Below are 21,274 nucleotides of genomic sequence, written 5' to 3' on the forward strand. Positions count from 1 at the left end.
GGCGCGACGGCCGGCCCGAGCGCGGCCGCGCCGATGTTCGTGATCGCTCCTGACGCGCCTCGCATCATTCGCGCCGAGCTGGACGAGGCCTTCGTCGGTCGCGTCGCCCCCGGCGCGACCGCCTGGGTCACGGACGCCAGCGGCGAGGGCGCCAGCTATAAGGCCCGGGTGCTGCGCGTGTCTCCAGCGTTCGAGTCCGCCTCGCTGGACGATCAGCCCGGCGCGCGCGCCGATTCCCGCGTGCTGCGCATGGTGCTGGCCTTCGACCAACCGAACGGCCTGCGTCTGGGTCAACGGGTGCTGGCGAGGATCGGCCAGTGATCACCGCCGCCGTTCTGGCTCTGGCCCTGAGTGGCGCGCCCGACACGTCTCGAGCGCCGGCCCCGCCGCCCGTCGCCGCGCTGACGCCCGCCTGGTGGCCCCAGCTAGACGATCCGGTTCTGCGCGATCTTCTGACGCGCGCTTCGCAAGGTTCGCTGGACCTCAAGATCGCCGTGGCGCGTCTCGAAAGGGCTGGCGCCGATGTCGATCTGGCCCGCGCGGGTCAGCGTCCGCACGCGACGGTCGGCGCCGACGCGGCCATCGGCGCGGCCAACTTCTCCTCGGTCCATAAAGGCGCGGGCGTTCCCGCCTCGGTGGGTTACGAGGTCGACCTGTTTGGCCGGCTTAAGGCGTCGCTCGCCGCGGCTCGCTCCGATCAGGCCGCCGCTCAGGCCGATGTCGAGGTCGCTCGCCAATTGGTGATGGCCGAGACCGCCAAGGCCTATGTCGATCTGCGCGAAGCTCAGGCCAAGCGCGCGGCGACCGAGGGCGCCTTGGCCGCGGCGCGGCGGAACGAAGAGCTGATCTCAAAACGTCGCGCGGAAGGCGACGCCTTGGGCGACGATGTTCAGGCCGCGCATCGCGACGCCCGCGCCGCCCTGGTCGAGTCGGACACGGCGCGACGCGGCGTCGAGAGCGCTTGCATTCGCCTCGGCCAACTGCTGGGCCAAGACGGACCGATCGACGAGCCCGCCTTCGGCGGCGCTATTTTGACGACCCCCGCCCTGGAAGGCCTGCCCTCGGAAGCGGTTCTGGGCCGTCCCGACATCCAGGCCGCGCAGGCGCGACTGCAAGCCGCCGACGCGCGGCGCGCCGAGGCCGTGGCCGCCACGCGTCCCCGGTTCACCCTGACGGGCAGCCTGGGGGGCGGGGAGCCGGACCTGTTCTATCTGCTGGACGTGCGGGCCCTGGCCTGGTCGGTTGTCGGCGGGCTTACGCACGAGCTCTACGACGGCGGCGCGGGCAAGGCGCGGAAACGCGGCGCGACCGCCGACGCCACCTTGGCTGAACTGGCCTATCGCAAGGCTGTCGGCGACGCCTGGGCGCAAGCGCGCCTGGCGCTGGGCGCGCTGGACCAGGCGACGATCGCCGAATCCCTGGCGCGCGAGACCTTGGCCCAGGCCGAGCGAACAAGAGCGCTGGGCCAAACGCGCCATGGCGAGGGCGAGATTGACGGCGCGGCCCTGACGCGCCTGGACGCCGCCGTCTCCGCCGCGCGCGCGGCCCTCGCCGACGCCTCGGCGGCTCGCGCTCGGGCCTATCTGGATCTCATCCTGGCCGCGGGCGGCCGCGCATGAGCGAGGTCTCGCTGAGCGTCGAGGGTGTGCGCAAGAGCTATGGCGAAGGCCATCTGCGCATCGACGCTCTGTTGCCCACGACGCTGAGTCTGCGTCCTGGCGAGTTGGCGATGATCACCGGTCCGTCCGGTTCGGGAAAGTCGACCCTATTGGCTATTCTCTCCGGCTTGCTGACGCCGGATGAGGGCGTCGTCATGGCCCTGGGTCAACATCTGGAGTCGCTCAGTCCGAACCAGCGCGATCGTTTTCGCTTGGCCAACGCCGGGTTCATCTTCCAGGGCTTCCACCTGTTGCCGGCCATGACCGCCAGCCAGCAGGTCGAGATCGTGCTGCGCCAGCAGGGCGTCGGCGCGGCCGAGGCCCGGAGCCGCGCGGCGGCGGCCCTTGACGCCGTGGGTCTGTCGCGCCGCCTGCGTAATCTGCCCGGCGAGATGTCCGGCGGCGAGAAGCAGCGCGTGGCGATCGCCCGGGCCCTGGCCAAGCGTCCCACCTTGATCTTCGCCGACGAACCGACCTCGGCCCTGGACTCCGAGAACGGCCGTCAGGTCGCCAAGCTGCTGCGCGAGGAAGCGCACGCCAGCGGCGCGACGGTGGTGTGCGTGACCCACGATCCGCGATTGGCCGATCTGGCCGACCGTGTCCTGCGCATGGAAGACGGCCGACTGTCCTGACGCGACACGGGAAGCCGTGCGTCCCAGCGGCGCCCGGCTCTACCGCACGTGTTTACATCGGAGACCATCGGCCGTAACACGCCCTCGGCGTTCAGGCGCTGGACTGCCCAGGAGTCGGCGCGTTGACGGCGCCTTAGAACCATGCGGATTGGGTTTCTTTTCAATCACGACCAGATCCATCAGGTGGCGCATAGCCTGCCCATCGCCATGGCCTTGGCCGACGCTCATCCTGATCTCGACATCGTCGTGGCGACCACCAACGCTCGCCTGAGCGCCGAGGTCCGCCGCATCGCCGGCCCCGCGATCGGCCGGCGGATCAAGGCGGTCGAGCTGGGCCTGACCAAGTCGGGCTCTCGGCTGATGGCCGCGACGCTGGAATCCGTTCTGCCCGCCGTCAAGCTGCTGATCTATGGCGACAATCTCGATTTCTTCCGGTCACTAGACATTCTGGTCGTGGCCGAGAAGACCTCGCTGATCCTCAAGACGCGCTATGGTCTCAACGATCTGAGGATCGTCCACACCCGCCACGGCGCGGGCGATCGCGCCATCGGTTTCGACAAGGCCAGCGCCGGCTTCGATCACGTGCTGGTCTCCGGACCGAAGATCCGTGAGCGGCTGATCGCCGAGGCGGGCGTGGCTCCAGAGAGCATCACGATCGTTGGCTATCCGAAGTTCGATCTGGCGCCGCCCCGGCCCGCCATGCCGATGCTGGATGAGAGCCGGCCGGTGGTCCTCTACAACCCCCATCCGTCGCCGCATCTGTCGTCTTGGTACGAGATCGGCCGTTCGGTGCTGGACTGGTTCGTCGCGCACGAGGAATACCAGCTGATCTTCGCGCCGCATGTTATGCTGTTCGAGCGGCCCTATGTGCTGACCATCGACAAGCTGCGTGTCGACCGGGCCGGGCGGATCGACGAACGGTTCCTGCGCGCCCCCAACATCCATATCGACCTGGGCAGTCGCGCCTCGACGACCATGACCTATACCCAGAGGGCGGACATCTATCTGGGCGATGTCAGCAGCCAGATCTACGAGTTCCTGCTGCATCCAAGACCCTGCGTGTTCCTCAATCCGCATCGCTTCGACTGGGTCGGAGACGCCAATTTCGAACACTGGCGGGCCGGACCGGTCATTGAAGGCGTCGACCAGCTGGGCGCGACCCTGGAACAGGCCCGACGCGACCAGGACTCCGTCTGGCGCCCCGTCCAACAAGAGCTGTTCGCGCGAAGCTTCGATCTGACCGCGGAGCCCTCGGCCCGCCGGGCGGCGCGCGCCATTGCTCGGTTCGCCGGCGTGAACGCGCTTGAGGGTGTCGCCTCGGGAGCCGCGGTCTCCCCGAACATCGACGCCTGACGCGGAGCGGGGAGGTCGTATGCGCATCGCCTATGTCATCAACTCCCTGGAAGGCGGCGGCGCGGCCGCGCCGGTGCCGGCGGTCGCGCGCGTCCTGATCGAACAGGGGGCCGAGGTCGAGATCTTCGCCCTGACCCGACGGGATGGCCGAGGGCTGGCGGCGATGGAGGCGGCGGGCCTCACCGTCCATGTCCGCCCTGGGGCGGAGCGCGACCACCTCGACGCCTTCCGCTGGCTGAACCGGATGATCGCGGAGCGCCGGCCAGACCTGATCTGGACCTCGCTGACCCGCGCCACGCTGCTGGGCCAACTGGTGGGCTTGCGCCGCCGTCTGCCCGTGATCAGCTGGCAGCATGCGGCCTACCTGAAGCCGGCCAATCTGTTCCTGTTGCGCGCGACACGAGGCCTGTCGCGTCTCTGGATCGGCGACTCCAACAACACCACGCGACTGACCGCCCACCGCCTGCGCGTTCCGCCGGACCGCCTGACCACGTGGCCACTGTTCGCGGCCCGCGCCGACGCGCCCACGGCCGCGCCCTGGCGCGCCGGACAGACGGTCGAGTTGGGCAGTCTCGGGCGGCTGCACCCGGTCAAGGGTTACGACGTGCTGATCGACGCGCTCGCGATCCTGAAGGCCGAGGGGTTCCAGCCGGCCGCGCCGTTCCGCGTGCGTATCGCCGGCGACGGCGCTGAGCGGGAGGCGCTGGAGCGGCGCTTGACGGACAAGGGCGTCGACACCGTCCAACTGATCGGTTTTCAGGCCGATCCGGCCGGGTTCCTGACCGGCCTGCATCTCTATCTGCAGCCCTCGCGCTCCGAAGGTCTGTGCATCGCCGCCCACGAGGCGATGCAGGCTCAGCTCCCCACGATTGTCTCGGCGGTCGGCGAGTTGCCCTACAGCGTTCTCGACCGGCGCACCGGCATGGTGGTTCCGCCGAACGATCCCGAGGCCCTGGCGGCGGCTCTGCGCGGGCTGCTGGCCCATCCCGAGGCGCTGGAACCGATGGGCCGCGCGGCGCGAGACCATGTCCTGGCCCATTTCGGCGCCGAGGCCTTCGCCCGCGCGGGCGCGGCGATCTACGCTCGCCTCCCAGGCCCGCTCACCTAGCGCGCCGCTCAGATAGGGTGAAAAGTGGCCTGACCATTCCAATCAAATTGACAGACCACTTTCGATTGCCCATGGATGGCTAGCGCCGCAAGCGCGCCCGACCGCCTCGCGGCCCAGGAAGATCCCGCTGTCGCGTCCAGCCAGAGCGGATCGCCAAGGCCGCCTTTGGCGTCGGTTAGAACAGGCGGGGAGACGGAATATTGACCTGGCGCTCGGCGCGACTGCGTATTCTCCTGCTGGTGATCGTCGGCACGATCATCAACTACATCGCGCGTAACGCTCTCGGCGTTCTGGCCCCGCAGCTGAAGCACGACCTGGCGATCACGACGCAGCAATACAGCTACATCGTCGGAGCGTTTCAGGTCGCTTATACGGTCATGCAGCCCATAGCCGGCCTGTTGATCGACCGGATTGGCCTGACAGCGGGCTTCGCGCTGTTCGCCCTGGCCTGGAGCCTGGCCAACATGGCCCATGGCGCGGCGAGGGGCTGGTTTTCCCTGGCGGCGTTTCGCGGTCTCCTGGGCATGGCCGAGGCCGCCGCCGTCCCGGCCGGCATGAAATCGATCGGCGAGTGGTTTCCCGACCGCGAGCGTTCCGTCGCCGTGGGCTGGTTCAACGCGGGCACCTCTCTGGGGGCGGTGATCGCCCCCATCTTGGTGGCCTTGGTGGCCAAGACCTGGGGCTGGCAATCGGCCTTCGTCGTGACCGGGGCGATCGGTGTCGTCTTCGCCGCCGTCTGGTTCCGCCTTTACCGCTCGCCCAGCAAGGCGGGGTATGTCTCGACGGGAGAATTGGCCGAGATCCAGGCCGGCCAGCGTCCGGTGCCCGCCAGCGCCACGACCCTGCGGGCGATCGTCGCCACCCCCCGTTTCTGGGCGATCGCCGTGCCGCGGTTCCTGGCCGAGCCCGCCTGGCAGACCTTCTCGTTCTGGATCCCGCTGTACCTGGCCAAGGAGCGGGGCATGGACCTGGCCCATATCGCCCTGTTCGCGTGGATGCCGTTCCTGGCGGCCGACGCGGGCGGCATTCTGGGCGGCTACCTGGCGCCGCTGCTGCAACGCTGGCGTGGCCTCAGCCTGGAAGGATCGCGCATCGCCGGCGTCGCCCTGGGCGCGGTGCTGATGATCGCGCCGGGCTTCGTCGGACTGGTCGGCCATCCGATGGCGGCCATCGCCCTCTTGGCCATAGGCGGCTTCGCGCACCAGGTGATTTCGGTCCTGATCAACACCCTGTCGGCCGACGTCTTCCCCAAGGGCGACATCGCCAAGGCCAACGGCCTGGTCGGCATGGCCGGCTGGACCGGGGGCCTCCTGTTCTCCCTGGCGATCGGCCAGCTGGCGGACCGGATCGGCTTCGCGCCGCTGTTCGCCTGCCTGGGCGTCTTTGATCTTATCGGCGCGCTGTGGCTGCTGGCCATGCGTCGCCATCTCATCGTGCGAGAGGCGTGATCATGCGCAAAGCCAGTCTGGCCCATCCGCCCCGGTTCGCGCTTGCCGAGCGCGCCGGCCCGCGCGTGACCTTGCGCGCCGACACCGGCGCGATCGCCCACGTCTTCGTGCTCGAAGAGGATGTGATCCGCGTCCTGCTTCTGGCGGGCGGGCGCGTGACGTCTCCGCCCAGCTGGGCCGTCGCGCCGGGCCAAGACGATATCGCCGAGCCGGGCCGAGATCGGATGGACATATCGGGGTTCGCCGCGCCGGCCTTCACCGTGGGGGAGGGCGAGGGGAGGCTGGTTCTAACCACGACGCGTCTGCGCCTTGAGATTACGCTGGACGGCTTCTTCTGCCGCTGGTCGCAGCCCGGTCGCGACGGCTGGCGCGTCATCGCCGAGGACCGCCCGACCCAGGCCTATAACTTCGGTTGGTGGGACGGCGGCGTCTATCACTATGTCAACCGCCAGCCTGGCGAGCGCTACTACGGCCTGGGCGAACGGGCCGGCGCCATGGACCGGGCCGGACGCCGGTTCCGCCTGACCAATCTGGACCCGATGGGCTACGACGCCTCGAGCGACGACCCGCTGTACAAGTCGATCCCCTATGTTCTCGTCGTCGACGCCGAGGGCATGGCGCACGGCGTGTTTTACGACACGACGGCCGATCCGGTGTTCGATTTCGGCCACGAGCACGACAACTATCACCCCCGCTACCGCTATATGCGCGCCGACAGCGGCGATCTCGACTACTACATGATCGCCGGGCCCGACGCCCTGGAGGTCACGCGGCGTTACACTTGGCTGACGGGACGGCCGGCGCTGATGCCGCGCTGGGCGGTCGGCTATTCCGGCTCGACCATGACCTACACGGACGCGCCGAACGCCCAGGAGCGGATGGGAGAGTTCATCGCCGGCGTTCGCCGCCACGATATCCCGTGCGAGTCCTTCCACCTGTCGTCGGGCTACACCTCGATCGGCGACAAGCGTTATGTTTTCCATTGGAACCGCGACAAGTTCCCGGACGTCGGCGGCTTCGTTCGCGACTATGCCGAGGCCGGCGTGCAGCTGGTTCCGAACATCAAGCCCGCCCTGCTGGTCAGCCACCCGCTCTACGCCGATCTGGCGGCGAAGGGGTGGTTCGTCGGTGACGCGGACGGCGATCCGATCATCTGCCAGTTCTGGGACGAGGTTGGCAGCTATATCGACTTCACGAACCCGGACGCCGCGGCCTGGTGGCGCGCGCGGGTCACGGAGCAATTGCTGGCCCACGGCATCCGCTCCACCTGGAACGACAATAACGAGTACGAGATCTGGGATGCGCGCGCCCGCATCGCCGGCTTTGGCGAGGGGCGTCCGGCGGCCGGCGAGCGCCCTGTGCAAACGCTCTTGATGATGCGCGCCAGCCGCGCCGCGCAGATCGCCTACCGCCCCGGCGAGCGGCCTTACGTCGTGACTCGCAGCGGCATGGCCGGAATGCAGCGTTACGCCCAGACCTGGTCGGGCGACAACTACACCGCCTGGAAGACGCTGCGCTTCAATCAGAAGATGGGGCTGGGCATGGCGCTGTCCGGCGTCTCCAACACCGGGCACGACATCGGCGGGTTCGCCGGTCCGGCGCCCGGTCCCGAGCTGCTGCTGCGCTGGGTTCAGGCCGGGATCGTCATGCCCCGCTTCTCGATCCACAGCTGGAACAGCGACCGCACCGTCAACGAGCCTTGGATGTATCCCGAGGCCACGCCCGACATCGTCGACATGATGCGGTTGCGGCGTGCGCTACAGCCGCTGCTGCACGACCTGCTCTGGCGCCATCACGCCGATTATCAGCCGGTGACCCGGCCGCTGTGGCTGGACTTCCCGGAAGATCCTCGGACCTGGGAGGACGGCGACGCCTATATGCTCGGCCCAGACCTGCTGGTCGCGCCCGCGCTGGACGAAGGCGTCCAGAGCGTGCGCGCCTATCTGCCGGCGGGGGCGGCGTGGCGCGACCTACGCGATGACGTCCGCCATGCGGGCGGCGCCGAATACGATCTGGCCGCGCCGCCGCGCGGGCTGCCCCCGATTCTGGCCCGCGAAGGCTCGGGGGTGTTTGTCGACCTTGCCCCCTCGGGCTTCGCCGCCGCCGAGCCCCAGCCGGGCGTTCTCCTGTATCCGCCTCAGGCGGGGACCATGACGTGGAGCGGCTTTGACGAGCGTGAGTCCGCGCCGCGCGACCCCGCCGTGGCGCAGGGCTGGACCCTGAAGGTCGAGGCCGACGTCGGGTCTCTGGCGATCGAGGCCGGATGGACGGGATCGACACCGCCCCCGGCCAACGCCCTGCGGATCCTTCTGCCTCGCGACGAGACCCGCCGGGTCGCGCTGAACGGCGCGCCCGCGACCGTCGCGCGGACCGAGGCCCTAGGCGTCGAGCGCTTGAGCTTGACCTGGGCGGTCTAAAGAAAGCGGCCGGCGCGGACGTTCGCGTCGGCCGCCGGCGCTCTGGGATAGAACCGCGCCCGATCAGGGCGTGAACTTCATGGCCTTCAGCCACAGCGCGTACTGGTCGAACCAGGCGTCGCTGGTCACGCCATGGGGCTGCGAGGCGAAGCCGTGGCCGCCCGCGCTATAAAGGTGCAGTTCCACCGAAGCGCCCGACAGGCGCCAGTTGTGGATCAGGCTGAGATCCTGTGACTGGAAGAAGCGGTCGTCGGCGGCGAGCGCGGCGAACAGCGGTGGCGCGTGCGGCGGGACATCAGCCGACTGAGTCGGGCCGTAGATCATGCCGGCGAAATCCGGCCGCGCGTCCGACAGGTTGGCTTGCAACACCCCCAGCACCGTCATGGCGCCGGCCGAGAAGCCCAGGACGCCGATCCGCTTGGGATCCACATGCCACTCGCTCGCCCGCGCGCGGACCATGCGGATCGCGGACTCGGCGTCGGCGATGGCGTAGGGGGCCTGGCGGGCCCGGGCGTCCGCGCCTTCGCCGCGCTGGAACGTGCCGCTGATCGCGTCCTTGAAGCCCTCGAAACTGTCGGGCAGGGGCTGGGTGCGATATTTCAGGATGAAGACCCGCACGCCCAGGGGGGCGAGCCGCTTGGCCACGTCGTAGCCTTCGTTGTCCATGGCCAGGAACTGAAAGCCGCCGCCGGGGATCAGGATCACCGCCGGCCCGTCCTTGTCGCCCGAGAGGCTGGCGGGCATCGGCGTCAGCGACGGGCGCGAGACGTTATAGAGCAGTCGCTGGGTCGGATCCTGCTGAGCCCAGGCCTCGTGGGCCGGGCTAGCCTGCTCGGCGGCCACGGGGAGGGCGACCGAGGGCGGCTCCTTCTGAGGGGGCAGGGGCAGTACGCCCTTGACCCAATCGCCGGGCGCCGCGCTGGCGGTCAAGTTGAGCAGGCAGGTCGCCGCCCCGGCCAGCAGACCAACAAGGCGGCGGGTGGACGGGTTGCGCATCGCGGACCTTCCTCGGGTTGTCGTCGATCGTCAAAAAAAGAGGGAGCGGCTCTTGTCCGCTCCCCCTCGCAGGCTTGGTTCTAGAGGGAACTAGAACTTCGTCTCGACCTTGAGGCCGAAATAGCGATCGCTGTCGCGCGACAGCACTTGGGTCGTCAGGTGCACGCCGTAGGAGCCAAAGCCGTCGCCGATGCCGCTGACGAAGTGCTCGTTGAACAGGTTGTTGACGAACAGGGTCGCCTTGATATCGCCCTTCTCGACCGAGGCCGAGGCGTTGAGCACGCCATAGCCCTTCTGTTCCGCCAGCGGATTGCCCAGCAGGTCGAAATTGACCTTGCTCTGGTGCTGGTAGGTCAGGCCGAGGACGCCCTTCATGTCGCCGCCCAGATCATGCTCGAGCGACGCGCCGAGGTTGAATTTCAACTTCGGGCTATTGGGCAGCTGGGTGTTGGAGCGGTCCTGAACATTGCCGAGGCCCGGCGGATTGGTCGACGGCGCGCAGCCCACGCCCGTCTGGGCCTGGCCCGGATAGCAGGCGGCGTTCGGGAACGACAGCACCTGGGCGTCGGTATAGGCCACCGACGCGTCCAGACGCAGCCAGTCGACCGGCTTGGCCTGGGCCTCGACCTCGACGCCCTTGGTGCGCAGCTTGCCGACGTTGTTCAGCTTCTGCTGCAGGGCGCCGTTGATGTACTGCGACGACTGGGCCTGGAAGTTATTGTAGTTGGTCAGGAACGCCGCGACGTTCAGCTGGACGCGGTTGTCGAAGAACCGGCTCTTGATGCCGCCTTCATACGACGTCGATTTCTCGGGCTGCACCGGGTTTTGCGTGCGCAGCGGCGTGTAGCCCGATGAGATGTCGTAGGCGAATCCCTTGTAGCCGGTGGCCACGCTGACATAGCCGGTCACACGGGGCGCCAGTTCCTGGTTCACAGACAGCTTCCAGGTGGCGACCGTGTCGGTATTCGTGCCCGCGCACAGCTGGCTGCCCGCGCCGCAGGTGCCGATGCTGGTCGGCGACGTGTAGACCGTAGCGGTGGATAGCAGATTGACGAAGCTGTCCTGGATCCGCTCGTTGTTGATACGAACCGCGCCGCTGACCGTGGTGTTAGTCGGGAACTTGTAGTCGACGCCAGCGAAGGCCGCCAAGCTCCGCGTGCTCTGCCAGCCGGTCCAATTGGCGAGGAGCAGGGCCGGGCCGCGTTGGAAGGCGCGCGTGGTCTTGGAGTCGGCGTAGAAGGCCCCGACCACATAGGACAGCGGGCCTTCGGTCTTCGAGGTCAGGCGGACTTCCTGGGTGAACGAGGTGGCGTGGTAGGGGCCCGAGTTGCTGACCCCGACGCCCGGCGCGATCGGATTGGTGACATTGGGCGCCGCGCCGTTGACGGCAAGGTCGGTCCCGTCGACGTCGGCCGAGAAATTGTATTTCCAATCCTGATAGGACGTGACCGAGATCAGGTTGGCGAAGCCCAGGTCGTAGCTCAGCTTGCCGCTGAAGCTGGCCTGCTTGTTATCGGTGAAGCCATCGTCGTCGACGTGGGTGCGGCGGTTGTTGGGACCCGGCGTGATACCGGCAAGGGCGGGCAAGATCGGCACGCCGTTATATTTCGGGATCACCGGCGTCGTCGCGCCGGCCGGAATGTAGTTGAGATCGATGTAGCGCAGCGTGGCGGCGGTGCCGTCCGACTTGGACCGGGCATAGGAGCCGCTGAGCGACAGCACCAGCTTGTCGGTCAGTTCGCTGCGCAGCTTGCCGTGCACGCCATACGAGGTGTTGTCGTTCAGACGGTGGCCGTTCGACAGGTTTCGGACATTGCCGTCATAGTGACCGTAATAGGCGCTGACGCGGTAGCCGGTGGAGTCCGAGATCGGACCCGAGAGCGCGCCGTCGACCTTGTAGGCGTGATCCGTCGTCACCGTGGCTGAGGCGCGGCCTTCCAGGCGAGGGGAGGGATCGCGGGTGACGATGTTGATCGCGCCGGCGCTGGCGTTCTTGCCGAACAACGTGCCCTGCGGCCCGCGCAGAACCTCGATGCGCTCGACATCGGCCAGATTGTCGAAGGCCTGAGCCTGTTGCACCACCGGCACGTCGTCGATGATCACCGCCACCGACGGCTCGACGCCGATCGAGAAGGCGTAGGTGCCGATGCCACGCAGGATAATGGCGTTGTTCGGCGAAGCCGTGCTTTGGGTCAGGGTCAGGGACGCGGCGGCGCGCGTCAGATCCCCGAATTCGTTGATGCGCTGGTTCTGGATGGTCTCGCCGGTGATGGCGGTGACGGCCACGGGAACGCTCTGCAGATTGGCGGAACGCTTGGTGGCGGTGACGACGATCTCGGCCAGGCCGGTGCTTTCACTTTTTTCCTGGGCCGAGGCCAGGCACGGCGCGGCCAGAACGGTGGCGGCCGCGCTCGCGAGCAGGATCGACTTTCGCATGGTGATATCCCTCCCTTAGTCGTTTTTGCTTTTTGGTATTTTTCGTCTTCGCTAAGCCCCCAGGACATATTGGTCAAGCCACTTAGGTAAGTGGTCGAACAATTTTGTGGTCCGGGTGGCATTGGGCCGGACTCTAAATCCACGTCCGCAACTAGAACGCGCGGCATTTTATCGCATGGGGCGGTCGGCGGTCGGTCAGCACGTGTCTCTAGCGGCTGTCCACGCTGCGGCCGACCCTCCGAAGGATTTAGTGGAAGTTATACAACTATCGTCTAAGATATATTATCAGAAATAATTACCATATCGCGCCAAGCCCTATCAGCCTGGACCTACGGATCGTCGCCCACGAAGCGATAGCCAACGCCGGGTTCGGTCACCAGCATCGTCGGCGCGGATGGATCGGCTTCGAGCTTTTGACGAAGCTGGCCGATGAAGACTCGCAGATATTGCGTGTCGTCGGCGTGGGCCGGCCCCCAGACCGCCGTCAGCAGATCCTTGTGCGTCAGAACCTTGCCATGGCCCAGGGCTAGCCGGGTCAGAACTTCGTATTCACGGGGCGAAAGTTTCACGAAGGCGCCGGCTCTGGTGACGCGGCGCATTTCCAGATCTATCTCGACGTCACCAGCCCGGATCGGTCCTCGTGGCGTGGGGCTTTTACCGGACTGACGGAGCGCGGCGCGAAGACGCGCCAGTAACTCGCCGACTCCAAACGGTTTTTCGACATAGTCGTTGGCGCCGCGATCCAGGGCCTCGATCTTCTCGACCTCGCGATCCCTGGCCGACAGGATCAGGATCGGGCCATCATAGAACGCCCGGGCCTTTTCAAGCACCGTCTTGCCGTCCATGTCCGGCAGGCCCAGATCCAGGACCACGGCGTCGGGCGACCACAGGGCTACGCCTCGAAGGCCTTCCTGGCCGCTGTCGGCGCGCAAAGGCTCGTAGCCGGCGGCGTCGAGCGCGGGGCCGAGGAAGCGATGGATCTGCGGCTCGTCGTCGATGACGAGGATGCGCTGGCGCACGGCGGTCATGGATGCTTCATAGCAGATGATGCGACGTGGCGATGGTCTTGGGCAGACTGATCAGCATCCGCGTGCCGCGTCCATTGTGGATCGGGCTGGCGGCCGCGATGCGACCGCCCATGGCGTCGACGAACCCCTTGGCGATGGCAAGCCCAAGTCCCGCGCCCTGACTGCGGTCGCTGGGTTCCTCGAGGCGGCGGAACTTGTCGAAGATCCGCTCCAATTCGGCGGCCGGAACGCCCCTGCCCTCGTCCTCGACGCTGATCACCACATTGGCGCGATCCTCGTAGACGGCCAGCTCGATCCGGCTGCCGGGATCGCTGTAGGTCACGGCATTTTCTAGAATGTTGACAACCACTTGTTCCAGAAGGCTCGCATCGGCCTGGACCAGGGTCAGGCTGGGCGGATAGTCGCGAGCCAGCACCCGGCCGCCTAACCGACGGCTCACGCGCTCGGCGGCGGCGTTGAGGACGTCCCGCACGTCGGTCCAGTCGGTACGCAAACGCAGAGCGCCGCCTTCCAGACGGGTCATGTCCAGCAGGTTGGCGACGTAACGACTGAGGCGCTCGGCCTCCTCGCGGATGCTGAGCAGCAGGTCTTCGCGCACCGCCTTTTTCATCTTGTCGCCGTACTCCAGCAACGTGCTGGAGGCGCCCATGACGGTGGAGAGCGGCGTGCGCAGGTCATGGCTGACCGAGTTCATCAGGGCCGACCGGAAGCGGTCGGCGCGGCGCAGGGTTTCGGTCTCGACGGCTTCCGAGGCCAACTGCGAACGCTCCAGCGCCACCGCGCCCTGTTCCAGCAGGGCCAGGACCAGGCGTTCCAGATCCGAACCGGGCGGCGCGGCGCCCGCCTCTATTCCGGCGACCCCCGCGCGAGCGCGGACCCCCTCCAGCGGCCAGAAGGTCCAGCGGGCCTGAGGCAAGGTGCCCGTGCCGAATCCGGCCGCCTCCCCTTTCTCCCAGGCCCAGCGCGCGGCGGCCATCTGGGCGGCGTCCAGAGGCTCCAGGCTGGGCGCGCCGGCGATGGGAGCCAGTTCTTCCCCCTCGGGCAGCAGCACGGTCGCCCTCCCGCCCGCGGCGGCCGAAACCTGCTCGGCCAGGGCGCGCGCGACGGCGTCGCGTCCAGTGGCGGCCGACAGGGTGCGGCTGGCCGCCAAAAGGGTCGTGACGGCGGCGGCGCGGCGCTGCGAGCCCAGGGCCTGATCCCGCACGCGCCCCGCCAAGCCGCCCGAGGCCAGAGCCACGGCCCAGAAGACGATCAAGGTGATGAAGTCGGTCGGCGAGCCAATCTGGAAACTGTAGCGCGGCGCCAGGAACAGATAGTTGTAGACCAGAAAGGCCGCCGTGGCCGCCGCCAGGGCGGGTCTCAGCCCGTAGAGAACGCCGGCGGCCAACACACCGGCCAGATAGATCATGCCAAGGTCGGCGTGGTCGAACGCCAGGTCCAGCCCCCAGGCCGCCAGGGTGGCCGCGCCAACGAACAACGCGCCGACGGCGTAGCCCTGCCAGGGACCCAGGCCGAGCTTCCTGGCGCGCTTGGGCGGCGTCTCGTGCGCGGCCTCGGTGACCACGTGCACCGCCACGCCGCGCGCCTCGCGCAATAGCGCCGTGGCCAAGGAGCGCCCGAGGATCTCGCGCCAGCGGCTCTCGATCGACTTGCCGATAACGATTTGTGTGACGTTGCCGCGCCGGGCATAGGCCATCACCGTGCCGACGATGTCTTCACCGGTCAGGGCCACCGTGGCGCCGCCCAACTGCTCCGCCAGCCGATAGGCTTCGCGCAGCCGCGCCGCGCCGCCCTCCCCGGCCGCCGGGCGATCGGTGCGCTCGACGTGGGCGACGATCCACGGCGCGTCCATCATCATGTCCGAAAGCCGTCGTCCGGCGCGGACCAGAGACCCCGCCATGGCGTCGCCGCTGACCAGCACCAGAATCCGTTCGCCCGCCGCCCAGGGCCCTTCGACGCCCTTTTCCCGCATGGCCGCGACCAGCTGATCGTCGACCGTCTGAGCCGCCCGGCGCAGGGCCAGTTCGCGCAGCGCCGTCAGGTTCTCGACCTTGAAGAAGTTCTCCGACGCCAGTCGCGCGGTTTCCGGCACATAGACCTTGCCGGCCGCCATCCGCTCGCGCAGCTCCTCCGGCGTGATGTCGACCAGCTCGATGGCGTCGGCGCGCGACAGGGCGCTGTCGGGCACGGTTTCGCGTTGGCGAACCCCGGTGATGCGCTGAATGACATCGACCAGGCTTTCCAGATGCTGGACGTTCAGCGTGGTCCAGACATCGACGCCGGCGTCCAGCAGCTCCTCGACGTCCTGCCAGCGCTTAGGGTGACGCGAGCCGATGGCGTTCGAGTGGGCGTATTCGTCGACAAGGAGGATCTTGGGCGCGCGCTCCAGGGCCGCGTCGATATCGAACTCCATCTGGATTCGGCCGCGATGCTCGATCGGCTTGCGCGGCAGGATGTCCATGCCGCGCAGCAGGCTTTCCGTCTCGCGCCGGCCGTGGGTCTCCACCACGCCGATCAAGACGTCCTGTCCTTCGGCCTTTCGGCGACGGGCGGCGCGCAGCATCTCATAGGTCTTGCCCACGCCCGGGGCCATCCCCAGAAACACCTTGAGGCGCCCTCGCCGCGCCCTATTGGCCGCGGCGAGGAGCGCCTCTGGATCGGGACGTTTCGGTTCGTCGACCGGCACTAACCGCCCTTGCCGTTGTTCATGGGAAAGCGAGCGTCGATCGCTCGATTAAGCGCTAGCACATTGACGCGCGGCTGGCCGATAAACCCGAGAAGAGGCTTGGCGACCGCGGCGTCGATCAGGGACAGAACCTCGGCCTCGGGCGCGTTGCGGGCCTTGGCCACGCGCGGCGCCTGGAAACGGGCGTTCGCCGGCGAGATGTCCGGGTCCAGGCCCGATCCCGAGGTGGTCACCGCGTCGGCCGGGATCGTCGCGCCGGGGTTCTCCTTGCGAAGGCCGGCGGCGTCGGCCTTCTCGCGAGCGATCAGCTTGTCGTACAGCGGACCCATGTTCGAGCCGCCCGAGGCGGTGGGGTCATAGCCGTTGCCGGCGGCCGAGGGGCGACCGTGGAAGTATTCGGCCTTGGCGAAGGTCTGGCCGATCAGGACCGAACCGACGACCTTGCCGCCCGGGTCGCGGACCAGACTGCCGGCCGCCTGGGCGGGGAACGCCGCCTGGGCGACGCCGGTCACGGCCAGCGGATAGCCCAGGCCCAGCAGGACCGTGAACAGACCCATCGAGACGATGGCGGGACGAAGATGCGAAAGCATGGCTGTCAGCTCCTCTAGAAGGCGGCTTTGAGCGAGGCGACGGCGTGGCTGCGATACGGCTTGCCGAAACCATGCTCATCGGTGTCGTGGTAACGAAGGTCGAGCGACAGCCCGTCATTTATGGCGTAAGCCGCGCCGACATTCCAGGTCGTGTAATCCCCGGAACCCGAATAGGTCTGGCGTCCCAAGGCGCCCGAGACGCTCCACTTGGCGCTGATAGGATACGCGCCGTTGAGCTCGTAATAGACAGCCTCCTTGGCGGGGCCGAAGCTGTCGGGGCTGTAGAACACCGCCCCGCCGATCGAGCCCTTGCCAACAGGCGCCGAGGCGGCGGCCTTGATTTCATAGTTGTCGTAGCCCGCGCCCTTCGGCGCATTGATGTAGCCGTAGCGGATGACGCCCAGATCCAGCGCCACCTTGCCCACGTTCGGCTTGAAGCCCGCGTAGAGATCGAGTTCGGCGTCGGTCTTGTCGCCGAAATCGACGTTCGACGCCCAGGTTCCAGCGTAGAAGTGGCCAGCGGCCAGATCGACCCCGCCCGAGATTTGCGCCTTGTTGTCGGTCTGGCTGACGCCCCGGAAAATATAGTCCGACGCCACGCCAACATTGTAGCTCAGCTTCGGCGCGTCCTGGGCTTGGGCCAAGCCGGCCGCGAACGCCAGAACGCCGGCGGCCACCAGGGGAAACGCGTACTTGATCGTCATGGAAGTCTTGCTTTCAGACAGGAAGGAATTCGGCGGACCAAGCCGCCAGGAGAACGATCCCGATCGCCACGACCCCAAAGATCAGATCCTTGGCGATGGTAGGCGGGACGATCGGGGCGCGCATCAGGCCAGCCCCAGCGCCGAGATCACCAGGTCGATCAGCTTGATGCCGACGAATGGCGCCACGAGGCCGCCCAGCCCGTAGAGGGTCAGGTTGCGCGAGAGCAGCTTGCCGGCGCCGATGGCGCGGTATTTCACGCCCTTGAGCGCCAGCGGGATCAGGGCCACGATGATCAGGGCGTTGAAGATCACGGCCGACAGAATGGCGCTTTGCGGGCTGTGCAGCTTCATGACGTTCAGCGCGGCCAAGGCCGGAAGAGCGCCGACGAACATCGCCGGGATGATGGCGAAGTACTTGGCCACGTCGTTGGCGATCGAGAAGGTCGTCAGAGCGCCGCGGGTGATCAGCATCTGCTTGCCCACCTCGACGATCTCGATGACTTTGGTCGGGTCGCTGTCGAGGTCGACCATGTTGCCGGCCTCGCGCGCGGCCTGGGCCCCGGTCTGCATGGCCACGCCGACGTCGGCTTGAGCGAGGGCCGGCGCGTCGTTGGCGCCGTCGCCGCACATGGCCACCAGGCGGCCCTTGGCCTGTTCGTCGCGCATCAGGCGCAGCTTGTCCTCGGGCGTGGCCTCGGCGAGAAAGTCGTCAACGCCGGCTTCCGAGGCGATCGCCGCGGCGGTCACCGGGTTGTCGCCGGTGATCATCACGGTGCGCAGGCCCATGCGACGCAGATCGGCGAACCGCGCCTTCACCCCGGGCTTCACCACGTCCTTCAGGTGGATGACCCCGACCAGGGCGCCGTCCTCGCTCACGGCCAGCGGCGTGCCGCCCGAGCGGGCGATGCGATCGACGGCGGCGGTGATCTCGACCGGTATGGTCTTGGGGTCCAGGGATAGAGAGCGATAGACCGCGTCGACCGCGCCCTTACGCCAGCTGCGACCACCCGCGTCGAGGCCGGACTGACGGGTCGACGCGCTGAACGGGATCGCCGTGGCACCGTTCGGGCTTTCGACGACCAGGCCCTGGTTGCGGCCCAGCTCGATGATCGAGCGGCCTTCCGGGGTTTCATCGGCCAGGGAGGCCATCAGGGCGGCCTTCAGGGCGATGTCGGGGCGCACGCCCGGAGCCGGGATCACCTCGGTGGCCATGCGGTTGCCGAAGGTGATGGTGCCGGTCTTGTCGAGCAGCAGAGTGTCGACGTCGCCGGCCGCTTCCACGGCGCGGCCCGAGGTGGCCAGGACGTTGACCTTCAGCAAGCGGTCCATGCCGGCGATGCCGACGGCGCTGAGCAGGCCGCCGATGGTCGTCGGGATAAGCGTGATGAACAACGCGCCCAGCACCAGCGGATCGACATTGACCCCCGAGAACTTGCCGAGACCCAAGAGCGTGACGACCGCGATCAGGAAGATCAGGGTCAGGCCGGCCAGCAGCACGGCCAGGGCGATCTCGTTGGGCGTCTTGCGACGGTCGGCGCCCTCGACCATGGCGATCATGCGGTCGAGGAAGGTCGAGCCGGCCTCGGCGGTGACACGGACCTTGATCCAGTCGGAGACGACCGTGGTGCCGCCGGTGACGGCCGAGCGGTCGCCGCCGCTTTCGCGGATGACGGGGGCGCTCTCGCCGGTGATGGCCGCTTCGTTGACGCTGGCCATGCCCTCGATGATCTCGCCGTCGGTGGGGACGACGTCGCCAGCCTCGACCAGGATCACCTCCCCTACTCCCAGCTTGTGGGCGGGAGTCGGGATCCAGGTTCCGGTCTTGTCATCGACCAGCAGCTTGGCCTTGGTGGTGACGCGCGCGGCGCGGAGACTGTCGGCCGCCGCCTTTCCGCGCCCTTCCGCGACGCTTTCGGCAAGGTTAGCGAACAGAACCGTGGCCCAGAGCCACAGCGCCACCTGAATGGCGAAGCCGGCGGCCTGATGGTTGACGATCGCCGCGACCGCCGAGATCGTCGATAGCAGCGCCACGATCCAGGTCGCGAAGATCACCGGATTGCCGGTCAGTTTGCGGGGGTCCAGCTTGATGAAGCTGTCCTTGGCCGCGCGGGCCAGGACCGGCCCGTTGAGGCCGGCCGCCAGGGCGCCCGATTTGGGGCGGCCCTCCCCGGCGTGGGTGTCGATTGAGGTCATGTGAGACGCGCCCTTGGATCAGTGGCCGGCGACGAAGGCGAGCGCTTGGAAGTGCTCGGCGATCGGGCCCAGGGCCAGAGCGGGGAAGAATTGCAGGCCGCCGAGGATCAGGATCACCCCGATCAGGAGACCGACGAAGAGACCGCCGTGGGTCGGCAGGGTGCCAGCCGACGGCGCCAGCTTGGGCTTGGCCGCCAGAGCGCCGGCAATGGCCAGAACGGCCACGATCGGCGGGAACCGGCCCAGCGCCATGGAGACGCCCAGGGTCGCGTCCCACCACGGCGCGTTGGCCGAGAGGCCGGCGAAGGCGGAGCCATTGTTGGCCGTCGCCGAGGTGTAGGCGTAGAGGATTTCCGACAAACCGTGCGGTCCTGAGTGCATCAGCGCCTTCAGCGCCTCGGGCAGAACCGCGGCGATGGCGGCGAAGCCCAGGGTCGAGACCGGGATGGCCAGCACGGCCAGGATCGACAGCTTGACCTCGCGGGCCTCGATCTTCTTGCCCAGATACTCCGGCGTGCGGCCCACCATCAGGCCCGCGACGAAGACGGCCAGGATAGCCATCACCACCATCACGGCGATGCCGGAACCGATGCCGCCGGGCAGGATCTCGCCCAAGTGCATCAGGAACATGGTCATGGCTCCGCCCAGCGGCATCAGGCTGGAGTGCATCCCGTTGACCGAGCCGTTGGAGGCGCCGGTCGTGGCGGCGGCCCAGGCGGCGGTGGCCGGCGCGCCGAAGCGGACCTCCTTGCCCTCCATATTGACCGTGGTCTCGGCGCCCGCGGCCATCTGAGCCGGCGGGACGCGGGTCTCAGTGGCGTAGATCGTCGCGGCGCCCGCGAACAGCAGCACGAAGGCGCTGATCACCAGGGCCCGGATGTCCTTCTTGACCAAGGCCGAGCGGCCGAAGGCGAAGAAGGAGGCCCAGCCGAGAACGTTCAGCGACACGGCCGTGATCAGGTTGGTCAGCGGCGTCGGGTTCTCGAACGGGTGGGCCGAATTGGCGTTGAAGACGCCCCCGCCGTTGATGCCCAGCATCTTGATCGCCTCCTGAGAGGCCACCGCGTAGAGCGGGATCTTCTGGTCGGCGCCCTCCATCGTATGCGCGACAACGCCGGCGGATAGGGTCTGGGGCACGCCCAGGGCGACCAGAACGATAGCGACGACCACGGACAGCGGGACCAGCACGTAGAGGGTCGTGCGGATCAGGTCCGCCCAAAAGTTGCCCAGTCCCTCGCCCCGATTGGCGGTGAAGGCCCGCGCGAGCGCGGCCGCCACGGTCGCGCCGGTGGCGGCGGAAACGAAGTTCTGCACCGTCAGCACGATCATCTGGCTGAGCGTCGACATGGTCGTCTCGCCTGAGTAGCTCTGCCAGTTGGTGTTGGTCACGAAGCTGATGGCCGTGTTGAACGACAGGTGCTCGGACAGTCCGGGGAAGCCCTGCGGGTTCAGCGGCAGCACGCCTTGCAGACGCAGGACGGCGTAGGTGATGGCGAAACCCACCAGGTTGAACGCCAGCAACGCCAGCGCATAGGCGTGCCAGCTTTGGCTCTTCTTGGGATCGACGCCGCAGGCGGCATAGAACACGGCCTCGACGGGCCGCAGAATCGGATCGAGGAAGGTGCGCTCGCCGTTCCAGACGCGCGACATGAAAACACCCAGAGGCCAGCCGATGGCGACGGCCAGGCTCAGGGTCAGGGCGATCTCCGCCCAGCCTTGCCAGTTCATTTGCTAAGGTCCGTCAGAACTTGTCGGGCCGCAGCATCGCCGCGACCATGTAGCCGGCGACGACGATCGCCCCGGCGGCCCACAACAGATTCACGATCATGGTCAGACGCGCCTCAGCGCTATGACGAACGCGCCAAACAGGGCGAACAGGCCGAAGGCCAGCGCCCCATAGATAAGATCAGCCATCCCGGCCTCCTTAGATGTCGGAAACCATGGACCACGTCGGGGCGTAAGGGCTCCATATCGAAGCCCGCCCACCTCATAAAGACGGCATAAAGATCAGAAGGACGCGGCGGA

15 protein-coding genes are annotated in these 21,274 nt (G+C 67.8%); 7 read left to right on the forward strand and 8 right to left on the reverse strand.

All coding sequences use genetic code 11. The annotated features are described in order from the left end of the window. From FCU40_RS17280 to FCU40_RS17310, 7 genes are all read left to right on the forward strand, one after another. Nucleotides 1-321, forward strand: a 321-nt coding sequence (locus tag FCU40_RS17280; protein ID WP_168076574.1) for an HlyD family efflux transporter periplasmic adaptor subunit, incomplete at its 5' end; no start/stop codon positions are given. Continuing rightward, complete coding sequence (locus FCU40_RS17285; RefSeq protein ID WP_168076576.1) at nucleotides 318-1,619, forward strand: TolC family protein; 1,302 nt, start codon at nucleotides 318-320, stop codon at nucleotides 1,617-1,619. The genes FCU40_RS17280 and FCU40_RS17285, both read left to right, overlap by 4 nt. Then, nucleotides 1,616-2,290 carry an ABC transporter ATP-binding protein gene (locus FCU40_RS17290; RefSeq protein WP_168076578.1) on the forward strand — a complete coding sequence of 225 codons (675 nt, stop codon included), beginning with the start codon at nucleotides 1,616-1,618 and terminating at the stop codon, nucleotides 2,288-2,290. Before FCU40_RS17285 ends, FCU40_RS17290 begins: the two co-directional genes overlap by 4 nt. A gap of 141 nt (nucleotides 2,291-2,431) precedes the next feature. After that, nucleotides 2,432-3,643, forward strand: a complete 1,212-nt coding sequence (locus FCU40_RS17295) for a hypothetical protein (protein ID WP_168076580.1) — start codon at nucleotides 2,432-2,434, stop codon at nucleotides 3,641-3,643. A 19-nt stretch (nucleotides 3,644-3,662) separates the two neighbouring features. Next, complete coding sequence (locus FCU40_RS17300) at nucleotides 3,663-4,751, forward strand: glycosyltransferase family 4 protein (RefSeq protein ID WP_168076582.1); 1,089 nt, start codon at nucleotides 3,663-3,665, stop codon at nucleotides 4,749-4,751. A 200-nt stretch (nucleotides 4,752-4,951) separates the two neighbouring features. Next, nucleotides 4,952-6,199 (forward strand): MFS transporter, encoded by a 1,248-nt coding sequence (locus tag FCU40_RS17305; RefSeq protein WP_168076584.1) that lies wholly within the window; start codon nucleotides 4,952-4,954, stop codon nucleotides 6,197-6,199. A gap of 2 nt (nucleotides 6,200-6,201) precedes the next feature. Further along, nucleotides 6,202-8,616 (forward strand): TIM-barrel domain-containing protein, encoded by a 2,415-nt coding sequence (locus FCU40_RS17310; RefSeq protein ID WP_168076586.1) that lies wholly within the window; start codon nucleotides 6,202-6,204, stop codon nucleotides 8,614-8,616. 63 nt (nucleotides 8,617-8,679) lie between these two features. Here the strand turns inward: FCU40_RS17310 and FCU40_RS17315 are convergent, their stop codons facing one another. From FCU40_RS17315 to kdpA, 8 genes are all read right to left on the reverse strand, one after another. After that, complete coding sequence (locus tag FCU40_RS17315; RefSeq protein WP_168076588.1) at nucleotides 8,680-9,612, reverse strand: alpha/beta hydrolase; 933 nt, start codon at nucleotides 9,610-9,612, stop codon at nucleotides 8,680-8,682. Nucleotides 9,613-9,702: 90 nt separating this feature from the next. Further along, on the reverse strand, nucleotides 9,703-12,048 hold the full coding sequence (locus tag FCU40_RS17320) for a TonB-dependent receptor (RefSeq protein WP_168076590.1): 2,346 nt from the start codon (nucleotides 12,046-12,048) through the stop codon (nucleotides 9,703-9,705). A 329-nt stretch (nucleotides 12,049-12,377) separates the two neighbouring features. Next, a complete protein-coding gene (locus FCU40_RS17325; RefSeq protein WP_168076592.1) occupies nucleotides 12,378-13,076 on the reverse strand; it encodes a response regulator in 699 nt (232 codons plus the stop codon). A gap of 7 nt (nucleotides 13,077-13,083) precedes the next feature. After that, a complete protein-coding gene (locus FCU40_RS17330) occupies nucleotides 13,084-15,762 on the reverse strand; it encodes a sensor histidine kinase KdpD (RefSeq protein ID WP_168076594.1) in 2,679 nt (892 codons plus the stop codon). After that, the gene (kdpC, locus tag FCU40_RS17335) at nucleotides 15,762-16,352 is read right to left on the reverse strand and encodes a potassium-transporting ATPase subunit KdpC (RefSeq protein ID WP_168076596.1); all 591 of its coding nucleotides are present in this window, start codon (nucleotides 16,350-16,352) and stop codon (nucleotides 15,762-15,764) included. The genes FCU40_RS17330 and kdpC overlap by 1 nt, the downstream gene beginning before the upstream one ends. Before the next feature lie 14 nt (nucleotides 16,353-16,366). After that, nucleotides 16,367-17,056, reverse strand: coding sequence for a TorF family putative porin (locus tag FCU40_RS17340; RefSeq protein WP_168076598.1), 690 nt, complete (start codon nucleotides 17,054-17,056; stop codon nucleotides 16,367-16,369). A gap of 123 nt (nucleotides 17,057-17,179) precedes the next feature. After that, nucleotides 17,180-19,249 (reverse strand): potassium-transporting ATPase subunit KdpB, encoded by a 2,070-nt coding sequence (gene kdpB / locus FCU40_RS17345; RefSeq protein WP_168076600.1) that lies wholly within the window; start codon nucleotides 19,247-19,249, stop codon nucleotides 17,180-17,182. A gap of 18 nt (nucleotides 19,250-19,267) precedes the next feature. Then, nucleotides 19,268-20,977 (reverse strand): potassium-transporting ATPase subunit KdpA, encoded by a 1,710-nt coding sequence (gene kdpA, locus FCU40_RS17350; RefSeq protein WP_168076602.1) that lies wholly within the window; start codon nucleotides 20,975-20,977, stop codon nucleotides 19,268-19,270. Between the last annotated feature and the right edge of the window lie 297 nt (nucleotides 20,978-21,274).

Origin of the sequence: Caulobacter sp. SSI4214 (assembly GCF_012184455.1) — a bacterium.
Taxonomy (GTDB): Bacteria; Pseudomonadota; Alphaproteobacteria; order Caulobacterales; family Caulobacteraceae; genus Caulobacter; species Caulobacter vibrioides_E.

What these genes read in the sequence shown, in the direction of transcription:
- FCU40_RS17315 (WP_168076588.1), bottom strand. Translation starts at nt 9,612, where the DNA reads ATGCGCAACCCGTCCACCCGCCGCCTTGTTGGTCTGCTGGCCGGGGCG.
- kdpB (WP_168076600.1), bottom strand. Translation starts at nt 19,249, where the DNA reads ATGACCTCAATCGACACCCACGCCGGGGAGGGCCGCCCCAAATCGGGC.
- FCU40_RS17310 (WP_168076586.1), top strand. Translation starts at nt 6,202, where the DNA reads ATGCGCAAAGCCAGTCTGGCCCATCCGCCCCGGTTCGCGCTTGCCGAG.
- kdpC (WP_168076596.1), bottom strand. Translation starts at nt 16,352, where the DNA reads ATGCTTTCGCATCTTCGTCCCGCCATCGTCTCGATGGGTCTGTTCACG.
- FCU40_RS17340 (WP_168076598.1), bottom strand. Translation starts at nt 17,056, where the DNA reads ATGACGATCAAGTACGCGTTTCCCCTGGTGGCCGCCGGCGTTCTGGCG.
- FCU40_RS17325 (WP_168076592.1), bottom strand. Translation starts at nt 13,076, where the DNA reads ATGACCGCCGTGCGCCAGCGCATCCTCGTCATCGACGACGAGCCGCAG.
- FCU40_RS17300 (WP_168076582.1), top strand. Translation starts at nt 3,663, where the DNA reads ATGCGCATCGCCTATGTCATCAACTCCCTGGAAGGCGGCGGCGCGGCC.
- FCU40_RS17320 (WP_168076590.1), bottom strand. Translation starts at nt 12,048, where the DNA reads ATGCGAAAGTCGATCCTGCTCGCGAGCGCGGCCGCCACCGTTCTGGCC.
- FCU40_RS17290 (WP_168076578.1), top strand. Translation starts at nt 1,616, where the DNA reads ATGAGCGAGGTCTCGCTGAGCGTCGAGGGTGTGCGCAAGAGCTATGGC.
- FCU40_RS17295 (WP_168076580.1), top strand. Translation starts at nt 2,432, where the DNA reads ATGCGGATTGGGTTTCTTTTCAATCACGACCAGATCCATCAGGTGGCG.
- kdpA (WP_168076602.1), bottom strand. Translation starts at nt 20,977, where the DNA reads ATGAACTGGCAAGGCTGGGCGGAGATCGCCCTGACCCTGAGCCTGGCC.